The organism is Variovorax sp. DAIF25 (assembly GCF_050711835.1).
Taxonomy (GTDB): domain Bacteria; phylum Pseudomonadota; class Gammaproteobacteria; order Burkholderiales; family Burkholderiaceae_C; genus Variovorax.
Genome location: NZ_CP136636.1, coordinates 815,992 through 828,246, shown reverse-complemented (window position 1 = coordinate 828,246; position 12,255 = coordinate 815,992). Strand labels below are relative to the sequence as shown.

6 protein-coding genes are annotated in these 12,255 nt (G+C 73.0%); 4 read left to right on the top strand and 2 right to left on the bottom strand.

Translation table 11 applies throughout. The features are described from left to right. The first annotated feature begins 163 nt into the window (after nt 1-163). The 3 genes from R0232_RS03855 to R0232_RS03845 are packed head-to-tail and all read left to right on the top strand — an operon-like array spanning nt 164 to nt 4,024. Nucleotides 164-1,219, top strand: coding sequence for an ABC transporter substrate binding protein (locus R0232_RS03855; protein WP_431511286.1), 1,056 nt, complete (start codon nt 164-166; stop codon nt 1,217-1,219). Then, entirely contained in the window at nt 1,216-3,204 is a 1,989-nt protein-coding gene (locus R0232_RS03850) for a hybrid sensor histidine kinase/response regulator (protein WP_093350789.1), read from the top strand. Before R0232_RS03855 ends, R0232_RS03850 begins: the two co-directional genes overlap by 4 nt. A gap of 22 nt (nt 3,205-3,226) precedes the next feature. Further along, nucleotides 3,227-4,024, top strand: a complete 798-nt coding sequence (locus tag R0232_RS03845; RefSeq protein ID WP_093350963.1) for a hypothetical protein — start codon at nt 3,227-3,229, stop codon at nt 4,022-4,024. Here R0232_RS03845 and R0232_RS03840 read toward each other — a convergent pair. Next, nucleotides 3,982-5,679 carry a glycosyltransferase family 2 protein gene (locus R0232_RS03840; protein ID WP_431511285.1) on the bottom strand — a complete coding sequence of 566 codons (1,698 nt, stop codon included), beginning with the start codon at nt 5,677-5,679 and terminating at the stop codon, nt 3,982-3,984. The genes R0232_RS03845 and R0232_RS03840 overlap by 43 nt on opposite strands. 77 nt (nt 5,680-5,756) lie before the next feature. On the opposite strand from R0232_RS03840, the gene R0232_RS03835 reads away from it, so the two are divergent. Then, entirely contained in the window at nt 5,757-6,605 is an 849-nt protein-coding gene (locus tag R0232_RS03835; protein WP_431511284.1) for a glycosyltransferase family 25 protein, read from the top strand. A 106-nt stretch (nt 6,606-6,711) separates the two neighbouring features. On the opposite strand, the gene R0232_RS03830 is transcribed toward R0232_RS03835, so the two are convergent. Then, nucleotides 6,712-12,255 (bottom strand): filamentous hemagglutinin N-terminal domain-containing protein, encoded by a 5,544-nt coding sequence (locus R0232_RS03830; protein ID WP_431511283.1) that lies wholly within the window; start codon nt 12,253-12,255, stop codon nt 6,712-6,714.

The window sequence follows — 12,255 nt, the reverse complement described above, 5'->3', positions numbered from 1 at the left end:
TTCGGTGGCGATACGCCATCGGAGATAGGCCAAGCGGCCGTCGGCGCGTGAACTTCCTCACAGCCCCGCAGGGTGCGCGCCGCGGGCATAAGCCCTCCGCCTTATCGCGCGAAGCAGGGCCCTTCCGTACATTGAGCCATCGCCCCTTGTGGCAGAAGCCTTCATGTCCGTCGCCGCGAAAACCTCTCCCCCGATCCACTGCACGACCCGGTTGCTGCGCGGTTACGCCCGCGCGTGGCTGGCCTGCGCCGCGCTGCTGGGCGCCACGCTGTGCCCGGCCGCCGGCTTCACGGTGCTGATGGGCGACGACCTCGCCGCGCATGCCGAGTTCGTGCAGCAGCTGCGCCAGGGGCTGGACCCCGCGAGCCGCTTCGAGCTGGTGCGGCTCTCTCCAGGTGCGCCCGACAGCGCGGCCGCCGAGCCCGGCGACGTCAACGTCGGCGTGCGCACGCGCAGCATGCGGTCCTCGATCTCGAGCGCCGAGGGCGGCTCGCTGACCATGGCGGTGGGCGCGGTGGCCGCGCGCGCCGCCATCGAGCGCCCGGGCCAGGAGCCGCTGGTGCTCGCGATGCTGAGCCGGCTCGACTACGAAGGCCTGCGCACCAGCCCCGCGCTGCGCCGCGCCGACCGCCGCGTCGGCGTGCTGCTGCGCGACCCGGCCATGGCCGACCAGCTCGCGCTGGTGGGCGCGGTGCTGCCGGCGCAGCGCCACCGCATCGGCGTGGTCGCCACGCCCGAATCCGAACCGCTGGTGCGCGACCTGCAGCGCGCCGCGCAGGCCCAGCCCGGCGGCGGCTGGGACCTGCAGGTGGAATACGCGCCCGACGCGCGCTCGCTCGCCACCGCGCTGCGCGCCGTGGTGCCGCGCAGCGATGCGCTGATGGTGCTGCCCGACCTGATCGGCGACAACCAGGCCGCCACGCTGTCGGTGCTGCGCGCCGGTGCCGGCGCCGGCCTGCCGGTGTTCGGCGCCAGCGAAGGCCTGGTGCGTTCGGGCGGCCTCGCGGCCGCGGTCTCCACGCCCGCGCAGCTCGCGCAGCAGGCGCGGCTGCTGGCGCAGAAGGTCGCGAGCAGCGGCAGCGCGGGCGGCGGCGGCAATCCGCTGGTGGAGGCCGCGACGCCCGCCACCGTGCGCATCAACCCCACCGTCGCGCGCGGACTCGGGCTGCGGCTGCCCGAGGAACGCGAACTGACGGAGCGCCTCACCGTCACGCGATGAGCGCCACCCGGCCGCCCGAGGGCGCGGACCCCAGCCCGGCCACGGCGCCGGCCGAAGCACCCACGCCGGGCCTGGCCGCCGGCGCGCTGGTGGTGCGCGGCAACCTGCAGCGCGACCTGTTCCGCCTCGGCGTGGTGCCCTGCGTGGCGGTGGCGCTCGCGCTCACCGCCTGGTTCACCCACAACCGGCTGCAGACGCTCGAGGCCGCCTTCGACGCCGAGGGCCAGGCGGTGGCGCGCCAGGTGGCGGCGATGTCCGACCTGAGCCTCTATGCGGGCGACCTGCCCGCGCTGCAGAACGTGGCCAATGCCGCGCTGCGCGGCGGCCAGGTGATGCGCGTGGAGATCAGCAACAGCGCCGGCGTCTACGTGACGGCCGGGCCCAAGGCCGGCTCGCTCGCGCAGCTGCGCATGTTCACCGCGCCGGTCACGCTGCGCGAGGCCTCGCGCGCCAGCGCCTTCGCGCCCGCGGGCTCGACCGCCGCGGGCGAGACGCCGGTCGGCCTGGTCCAGACCTTCCGCGACACCACCGCCTATTCGCGCGAACGCACGCGCTCGCTGCTCGCGGGCATCGGCATCGCGATGGTGGCGCTGCTCGCGGCCTGGGCCTCGGTGCGCCACATGGCGCGCACGGTGGCGCGGCCGCTGCGCCGCGTGTCGCGCACCGTGGCGGCGCTCGAGGCCGGCCATTTCGAGATGCGCTGCGGCGTGGTCGAGGGCGGCTCGCGCGGCACGCACGAGCTGGCCATGCTCGCGCACGACATCGACCGCCTGGCCGAGCGGCTGCAGCACAACCGCCAGGTCAGCGAGGAGCGCGTGCGCGAGGCCACCGCGGTCGCGCTGCAGCGCATGGCCGAGGCCGAGCAGGCCGCGCTGTCGCGCGCGCGCTTCCTGGCCGCGGCCAGCCACGACCTGCGCCAGCCGCTGCATGCCATGGGCCTGTTCATCGACGGCCTGCTGCCCGGCGCCAGCGAGGCGCAGCGCCCGGCCGTGCTGCGGCTGCAGGAGAGCACCGAGTTCATGGGCGTGCTGCTCGACGACCTGCTCGAGATCTCGCGGCTCGATGCGCAGGTGCTCACGCCGGCCATCGCCAAGGTCTCGCTGGCCGCGCTGTTCGACCAGCTCGATGCCCAGCATGCGGCCACCGCCACCGAACTGCGCGTGCGGCTGCGCTGGAGCGACCGCGGCCTCGCGGTGCGCAGCGACGCGGCGCTGCTCAAGCGCATCGTCGGCAACCTCGTGACCAATGCGCTGCGCCACGCGCCCGCGGGCGGCACCGTGCTGGTGGCCGCGCGCCGCGCGCGCAACGGCCCCGACGGCGGGCGCGGCGTGCGCATCGAGGTGCGCGACGACGGCGTGGGCATCGCGCCGATCCACCAGCAGCGCATCTTCGAGGAGTTCTACCAGGTGGCGAACACCGAGCGCGACCGCCGCCGCGGCTTCGGCCTCGGCCTCGCGATCTGCGCGCGCATCGCCACCCTGCTGGGCACGCGCATCGCGCTGCGCTCGGCGCTCGGCGCCGGCAGCACCTTCGCGCTGACCCTGCCCGCGGCCAATGCGGCCGACATCGCGCCGCCGCAACCGGCACCGCCCGCGCCCGCGCCGCTCGCGGGCCTGCGCTGCCTGGTGGTGGACGACGACCCGGCCATCCTCGACGGCAGCCGCGCGCTGCTCGAGCAATGGGGCTGCCAGGTCGAATGCGTGGCCACCGGCGCCGAGGCGATCGCGCGGCTGGGCACCGGCGACATTCCCTACGACGCCGTGCTGTGCGACCTGCAGCTGCCCGGCGACACCGACGGCATGGACGTGATCGACGCCGCCAAGCGGTTGCAGCCCGAGGCGCTCGCGGTGCTGGTCTCGGGCGCCACCGGGCCCGATGCGCTGCAACGGCTGCGCCACAGCGGCGCGACGCTGTTGACGAAGCCGGTGGCACCGGCGAAGCTTCGGGCCCTGCTGTCGACGCGGCGGCATGCGCAGCCCGCATGAACACGCCCATTGCTCCACCACGATGCTGCCCATCGACGCCCTGAAAGACATCCGCCCCTTCATCGCCACGCCCAGCTACAGCGGCGCGATGACCAGCGACTACGTGCGCAGCCTGCTCGGGCTGGTCAATCTCGCGTGGCGCCACGGCTTCCCGATGCAGACGCGCTTCCTCGACGGCGACAGCCTGATCCCGCGCGCGCGCAACCGGCTGGTGGCCGAGTTCATGGCCGACAGCCGCTGGACCCACCTGTTCTGGATCGATGCCGACATCGGCTTCGAGCCCGAGGCCGCGCTGCGCCTGCTGCTGGCCGGCCGCGCGGTGGTGGCCGGCGCCTATCCGCAGAAGAACGACGGCTGGCCGCGCGCCGGCCTCGCGCAGCCGCTGCCCGCGGGCAGCACGCGCGAGGACTTCGAGGCGAAGCACGCGGTGTTCCCGGTCAACCTCACGGGGCCCGAGGTCGCCGGCCGCATCGATGCCGACGGCTTCGTCGAGGTGCTCGACGCGCCCACCGGCTTCATGCTGATCGAGCGCGCCGTGTTCGAGCGGCTCGCTCAGGCCCTGCCCGAGCTGCGCTACACGCCCGACCGCATGGAGGACGAGACGGCCGCGGCCTGGCCGCACCACCGCTTCTTCGACGTCTGGGCCGAGCCCGGCAACGGCCGCTACCTCAGCGAGGACTTCGCCTTCTGCCGCCGCTGGCAATCGATCGGCGGCCAGGTCTTCGTCGACACGCGCTCGCGCCTCACGCACACCGGCACGCGCACCTACCGCGGCGACTACGCGCGCTCGCTCGCAGCCAGCGCCGGGCCGTCGGCCTGACGCAGATCGGCCGGCAAGGTCCCCAGGTCGTAGCCGCGATCGGGCGCGATCTTCTCGAGCCGCAGTCCCGGCCCCTCCTCGGCCAGGTAGTCGTAGCCGATGGCCTGCCAGCGGTGCCCGGGATCGAGGCGCCGGTAGCGGTCGCGCCGCGCGATGCGGTCCTCGCGCCGGATCATGTGCAGGTGGTAGAGCCGGAAGTAGCTGCGGAACATCCGGCCATGCTGCGCGACCGCATCCGGATACCAGGGACCGTGCAGCGCGGGCGCCGCGTCGAAGGCGATCTCGCGCGGCAGCCGGAACAGGCACACGCGCGACTTGGCGCCCCAGGGGCCGTCGTCGCGGAAGCGGTCGGGCGCGTCCCAGAGTTCGCGCACGGCGAGCGAGAGGCAACCCAGTTGCGTGTCGGACAGCGAATCGACGATGGCGCCGAGGTGCCGCAGGAACAGGCTCTCGTAGCGCTCGTCGGCATCGCAGACCAGCACCCAGCCCGCGCCATGGCGCTGCGCGCACTCGAGCGACCGGCGCTTGTTTTGCGTTTCGTTCCAGTCGCCGCCCGGCGGGTTCGACAGCAGCTCGAGCAGCTTGGGTTCGCGTTGCAGGATCCGCGCGGTGTCGTCGGTCGAGCCGTCGTCGAGCGCGATGAAGCCGTCGACATGGTCGCGCAGATGATCGAGGCAGCCCTCGAGCAGCCGCGCCTCGTTGCGCAGCTGCAGCACGCAGACGATGCGCAACCGCGAGGCCAGCGGCTTCGGCGGCGCGGCGCTGCAGCGCGGGCAGAAGTAGTGCGGCGCCGGTTCGTGGTGCAGCATGCGCGCGCAGAGCTCGCACTGGCGGCGCGAGCCCATCGCGAACACGGGCGCGGGTTGCCCCCACGCGGGCACGGCTTCTGCACCGACCGGCGGTGCGTCATCGCGGGCGATGCGCGCGAAGTCGCGCCCCCAGTCCTCGCCGTTCGCGCGCGCCTGCGCGGGCGTGCACTTGCGCCAGTCGTTGTCGGGATCGAACTGCTCGGCGCCGTCGCGCGTCTCGAACGACAGGTGCAGCAGCTTCAGTTCGGCGCAGGCCGAAAGCCGCCAGCCCGCCATCTCGAGCCGCACGCGGAAATCATCGTCGTCGCCGCCCCAGCCGGTGAAGGACTCGTCGTAGCCGCCGACCGCCTCGAAGGCCTCGCGCGGGCCGCACAGCGAGCCATAGAAGGTGCGCAGGAACAGCGCCTCGGGCACCTGGCGCGCGAACAGCGCGGCCAACGTGGCCGGTGGCCCGTCGATCGCGTCGAAGCGCGCGAAGCCCACGCGGCCCAGCACCACGCCGCGCTCGACCGACAGCGCCGCCTGCAAGGCCAGCGCGGGCCCGTCGTCCACATAGGCCGACTCGGGCGAATGCACGAGCACGAAGCGGCCGCGCGCATGGCGCACGCCGACGTTGATGGCGCGGCAGGGCGGGCGCCAGTCATGCGGCCGGTCGTTGACGACCACGCGCCAGCACACCGTCCCGAAGCGCGCGAGCAATTGCAGCAGACCCTGTTCCTCGGCCGGTTCGTCGAGCGCGATCACCACCTCGATGCCGGGGCGCGACCAATGCGGCGCGTTGAGCGCGGCCACGCGCTCGAACTCCGCGCGCTTGCGGTAGAACGGCAGCACCACGCTGAGCATCATGCGGTCCGCCCTCCGGCGATCGGCGCGATGGGGGAAGACAAGGAAGACAATGGCAGGACCTGCTTCATCCCCGCATCATGAACGGTTGCTTCATCAATCTGCAACGCAGTGGCGATCGCCGCGTGGCCATGGAAGCGCAGCTGCGCGCGCTCGGCATCGAAGGCGTGGCGCGCTTCGAGGCGATCGACGCGGCCACGCTGCCAGTGCCGGGCCCCGATGCCGCGACCAGCGCGGGCGAACGCGCCTGCTTTCTCTCGCATGCGCGCGCGCTCGATGGCGCGCCGCCCGATGACTTCTTCCTGGTGCTGGAAGATGACGCATTGCTGAGCCGCGCGCTGCCGCCGCTGCTGCGGCCCGAGGCGCTCGCGCAGCTGGCCGACTGGGACCTGGTGTTCCTCGAATGCCTGCCCTACACCTCGGCCCACAGCCTGCTTGCGCTGTGGCAGGCGCTGAAGAAGCAGCTGCCCGCCGATCCCACCGCGCCACGCGATGCGATCGCCGGCATCGAGGTGCTCGATGCGCGTGGCCTCTACAACTGGGGCGCGGTCGCCTACCTCGCCACGCCGAAGGGCTTGCGCGCCTTGCCGCCGCTGCTGCGCGAGGCGCTGGCCGAGGGCCCGGCGCAGGCCTTCGACATGGCCTTGAACCGCTGGGTGGCCGAGGGCCGCCTGCGCGCCGCGGTGCTCGCGCCCTTCCTCGCCACGCCGCGGCTCGAGAGCCATGCGCACAGCACCATCGACGATCGGCCGCGCGCGGCGGAGAACGACGCGCTCGGCGGCGCGCTGCGCCGGCTGTTCTTCGCCGGCCCGATCGACGGCCTCGAGGCCCATGTGGCCGGCTACCGCCACGCGGCGCTGACCGACGATCCGCAGCTGCGGCTGCTGGCCGACCTGATGGCGCAGCTGTTCGTCATCACGGCGCGCTGAACCGCATAAGGCAACCAACAACCGTTCACGCTGAGCCTGTCGAAGCGCTGCGCAAGGCTTCGACAAGCTCAGCCCGAACGGTTGCGATCGATCGACTTGGCGCCCCTCAGAAATCGGCGCAGCCGTTGCGCCGCTCGGTGTTCACGCAGCTCAGCAGGTTCGGCCGCGAACGCACGCGCGACCATTCGCGCGCCAGCACGTCGCCGCCCTGCGCCGCGCGGTCGCCGTCCAGCGGCCCGGTCGCCACGCAGATCGGCGCCTGGCCGATGTTGCGGTCGTAGAGGTAGGTCGAGGGCTGGTCGCGCACCACGTCCACCGAGGGCAGCTCGGGCCGCTCGAAGAACACGAAGGGCGGCGGTGGCGGCGGCGCCACCGGCGGCGGTGGGGGCGCGGGCGGCGGCGGCGGTCCCGGATCGACGCGCAGGTTGCCCGGCACCACCTGCACTGCATAGCCGGCCGCCGAGGCGAAGGCGCCATCGATCGGGTAGTTGCCCGGCGGGCTCGCGGTGTTCGCGCTGGTGCCCGGCGTGCCGCTGAAGCTCGAGGCGTTGTCGCCGAGGATCAGCCCGCTGACGCTGTAGGTGAAGGTCGGGTTGGGCGCGCCCTCCTGGCGCGCGGCATTGCCCACGGTCACGATCGCGGTCGGCTGCTGCGCGTAGATGAAGTGGTTGTCGGTGGCCGGCACCGTCACCGTGCACAGGCCCAGGTAGGCGCAGTGGTAGAGGTTGGGCAACGGGCCCGAGCCCGCGAGGCCGCCGCGCGTCTCGCCGATCCAGGTGTCGGCCCAGACGCGCCAGGTGCCGGCGCCGATGGTGAAGGCACCCGGGTTCTGGAAGCGCGCCGCCGCCACCAGGTCGGCGCTGGTGCTCGCATTGACGTTGGTGCCCAGCGTGAGGTCGCCCGCGAGCGTGCGCACGAACACCGTGCCGGCCGACATCGACGTGGTCGCCGTGGGCGCGAGCTGGTTGGTCGCGGCGTTGAAGCCGTTGACGCTCAGCGTCCCGATGGTCACGGCGTTCGCATCGACGTAGGCGAAGCCGCCCTCGGCGCCGCCGCTCACGGTGGCGACGTTGTTCGCGGGGTTCTGCAGGTCCACGCTCGCGCCGCTCGAGCGCGCGAGCAGCCCGGTGGCGGTGATCGCGCCCGCGGCCGACTGCGTGATGCGGCCGTCGGACAGCAGGCCCAGCTGCGAGGCGCCGACCGTGCCGTTGACCGCGATGTTGCCGCCCGCGTCGTTCTGCAGGGTGAGCGCGCCCGGCGTGGCGATGGCGCCGGCCACCGTGATGTCGGCCGCATGGGTGGCGCTGCCCGCCACGATGGTGGGTGCGGCGAGGCGCGCGAACTCGGCGCTCGACACCGAGTAGCCGCCGGTGCCCGCGCCGCCGAGCACGATCGGCGCATTGGTGCTGTCCGACACCGCGAAGTTGGCGTCCATGCCGCCGGGCCGCAGGTTGATCGCGTTGGCCGCGCTGACCGGCGTGCCGATCACGATCGCGTCGGTGCTGCCGTCGTTGACCGCGCGCAGCACCACGTTGCGGCTGCCCTGCACCACGGGCGCCGTGCCGGGCAGGCTCGGCGAGCCGCCGGCCTCGATCGAGACGCCGGTGCCGCCGTTCTGCGAGCGGCCCGTGATCTCGATGTCGCCGCCGCCGGTGGTGACGATGCGCGCGCCGTTCTCCAGCCGCACGCCCGAATCGGGCGTGGCCGCGGGCACGGTGGTGTCGTTGTTGAAGTTGTAGCCGCGCAGCGCGATGTTGCCGCTGCCGGTGGTGATGCTGCTGCCGCCGTTGACCAGCACGCCGTGCGCCGCCGCGAAGGTCGACGAGGCCTGGCGTCGCGCGACGCCCTGCACCGTCACGTTGCCGCTGGTGGTCGAGATGGTCGAGGGCGTGCGGCCGTCGGTGATGACCACGCCGCTGTTCCAGTCGGCCGAGCTGCCGCGGATGTCGACGTTGCCGGTCGACGTCGCGATCTGCGCGCCCGCCAGCGTCACGTTGCCGCCGGCGATCTGCACCGCGCCGCCCGCGCCGGCATCGGTCTGGCCCACGCGGGTGTCGATCTGGCTGTCGATCAGCGTGACGTAGCCGGTGGGCGCGCCGGGCTGGCCGCTGTAGAGCGTGACCGCGCCGCCATCGGTCTGCACCGAGGCGCCATTCATCCGGATGAAGCCGCTGGTGGGGCTGCCGTCGCCGCGCGCGTTCATCGTGACGCTGCCGCCGCGCGTGGCGATGGTGCCGTCGTAGCTGATCGAGCCGTTGCTGCCGGAAGGCGTGCCGTCGGGATTGACGCCCGCGTTGAACAGCACGGTGAGCGGCCCGCCCTTGCCCGACGAACGGATCACCGTGCCCAGGCCGCCCTGGATGCTGTTGCCCGAGGCCAGCTCGAAGCTCAGCGGACCGAAGGCGGCGGTGTAGTCGATCAGCACGTTGTTCGCGAGCGAGATGCTGCCCGCACCGGGCCCGCCGGTGCCGGTGGTGATCTTCACGCTCGCGCCGCCGTTGAGCGCGGCATTGATGTCGCCGTCCTGGATGACGGAGTTGGTGACCGCATCGAAGGGGTTGGTCGGCAGCGTGCCCGCGGCCGTGCCGTTCACGATCGAGACCGCATAGGGATCGATCAGCCACTGCCCCGCGGTGCCGGCCGGCGCGCCCGCGTTGACGCGGATGCCGGTCAGGTCGAGCTGCGTGCCCGAGGTCTCGATGAAGCCGCCGTTGCCGCCCGTGGCGCCGCCGCGCGCCGACAGCGTGCCGTGCGCGCGCAGGCCGTTGCCCGCGAGCAGCCGGATGTTGCCGCCGTTGCCGCTGGCCGAGGCGCTGTCCGCGCGCAGGGTCATGCCCGTGGCCAGCGCGAGCATGCCGCCGGTCTTGTCGCTCACCGTCGATTCGAAGCGGATGTCGCCGCCGGTGCCCGCGCCGCTCGCGTCGGCCAGCGTGCCGGTGGCGCCCGCGAGGCCGGCGCCGTAGATGTTGCGGCCGGTGACGGCGATGGAGCCGCCGGCGACGTTGTTGCTCGCGGTGCTCAGCAGCGCATCGGGCTGGGCGCCGCGCTGCAGCAGCACGTCCCCGTTGCCGCCGACGATGTTGATCTGGCCGCCTTCGGCACGCAGGCCCTGGCCGGCGCCGCTGGCACGGATCCACACCGCCGCGGGCGTGACGCCTTCGTCGATGCCGGCCGGCGGCGGGGTCGGCACGCCGTTGAAGTCGTAGGTCACGCCCGCGCTGCCGGCGGTGCCGACGATGTCGATGCGCCGCCCCTGGCCGGCCGTGATGCCGGTATCGCCGATCAGCACGCCATGCGAGGCATTGATGGTGGCCGAGGCCGAGAGCTTGGCGAATTCGTCGGTGCCCAGCAGCGTTCCGAGGTCGGCGCCCTGGCCTTCCACGCGCACGTTGCCGCCGGTGGCGATGTCGACGCCGTTGGCCTGCACACCCGCGCCCGCGACGTTGAAGCGCAGCCGCCCCACGGCATCGCCGGTGGTCCATCCGCGCGTGCTGCCGCGCAGCGCGATGTCCCCGCCGGTGGAGGCGATGCGGCTGCGAGGGCCCGGCACGCTGCCGGCCTCGCGCCCGATCTCCACGCCCTTGGCGGCCAGCCCGCCGACGCCGTCGACGGTGATGGTGCCGCTGCCGGTGATGAGCTCGGAGCTCGAGATCAGCACGCCCGAGCTGCCGTTGAGCGTGGAACTCGAAAACAGCGTGCGGCCCTCGCCGCGCAGGTTGATGACGCCGCCCTGGGCGCAACTCGCGGCATCGACGCCGCAGGTCGAGATGCGGCTGTTGCGCAACTCGATGCCGGCGCCCACGCCCGAATCGCCGAACTCGGAGGCATAGCCGATGGCACGGCCGTTGGCGGCATCGCCCTGCCCGTAGAAGCGCACGTTGCCGCCGTTGGTCTCGATGCGCGCGTTCGTCATCTGGATCTGGGCCGCCCCCTCGCCTTCGGAGGTCACGATCGGGGTGTTGCCGGCGCCCGGCACCGTGCCGTTGGCATCGACATTGAAGTCCACGTTCAACGCGCCGCTCGTCGACTGGAGGGCCGAACGGTCGAGCATCGCGATGCCGGTGGCCGAGTCCACGCGCAGCGAGGCATTGCCGCCCTCGCTCTTGACCACCTGGGCCGCGGTGTCGAACAGCACGCCGAAGCGTTCCTGCCCGCCCTCTGCATTGGCCGCGTTGCTCGCGAGCGTGACGTCGGTGCCCTGGCCGAGCGCGCGGCCCAGCGCCTGCGAGCTGATCGGGCTCGAGGCCATGCCGCCGGCGCTGGGAAAGCTGCCGGGGTCGTAGTTCGGCGCCTCGGGCGTCACCACGATCTGCTTGTTGGAATTCAGCGTCCACTTGCCGTTGGCGCCACCGTTCGCGCCGCCCGCGGCCGACAGCGCGAGGTCGTTGCCGACCTGGATCGCATCGGCGCTGGTGGTGATGTTGCCGCCCGCGCCCGAGCCCGCGCCCTTGGCCGACAGCGTGCCCGACAGGTGCAGGCCGAGCCGGGTGGCCGGCGGTGCCTCGCTGCCGGTGCCCGGCAGCGAGGCGTAGGTGGCTTGCTCGACGCGGATCTCTCCGCCCGCGGCATTGCCGGTGCGGCCGTCGGCGCGCACGGTGGCGCCCGGCGAGATCGACAGGCCCCGGAGCGCCGTGAGCTGCACCGAGCCGCCACCGGCATCGCCGCTCGCGTCGAGCGTGCCGTCGGCCACGCGCACATTGCCCGCGGCCACCGAGATGCGGCCGCCGACTGCCGTGCCGGTGGAGGTCGCGTCGAGCGTGCCGCCCACGCGCACCTCGTTGTCGGCCCCGCCGCCGAGCACGATCTCGCCGTTCTTCGTGCCGAGCGAACGCGCGCGCACCACGCCGGCCTGGTTCACCACCAGCTCGCCGAGGGTGGTCGACTGGCCCACCATCACGACCTTGCCGCCGTCGGCCTGCACGGTGCCCGTGTTGCCGACCGAGGCGTTGGTCGCCATCGAGTCGGATGCGATCGCGATGTTGGTGAGGCCGTCGCCCGCGAGGTCGAAGGTGATCTTGCGGCCCGAGACCAGCGCCACGGTCTGACCGTCGGCCGTGATGGTGCCGGTGTTGCTCACGCCCGCGCCCATCAGCACCACGGGGCCGCCGGTGGCCGTGATGCCGCCTTCGTTCACCACCGTCTTGGCGTTGGCGTTCAGCCGCTCGAAGCTGAAGTTGGTCGTGCCACCGAGGAAGTTCGCGTCGCTGGTGGTCAGGCCCAGCGTCGAGGCCACGAGGCCGCCGACATTGACGCTGGCACCGGAACCGAACATCACGCCGTTGGGGTTGATGAGGAACACGCGGCCGTTGGCATTGAGCTGGCCCGCGATGGTCGAGAGCTCGTTGCCGGTGACGCGGTTGAGCAGGATCGCCGAGGCGTTGGGCTGCTGGATGTTGACGATGTTCTTGGCGCCGATCGAGAACGTGGTCCAGTTGACGATGCCGCGCTGGCTGCCCTGCACGATGCTCATGATGTTGCCGGCCTGGGTCATCGAGACCATGTTGCCCGGCAGCGCCGAGGGCAGGAAGCCCGTGGGCAGCACCTGCGCCATCGCGGGCACGGCGCCCGCGCAGATCAGCGAAAACGCGACCGGCCGCAGCCGCAGGCGGCGCGCGGTGGCGCGAAGAAGAGGAGACGTGCGTTGCTTCAT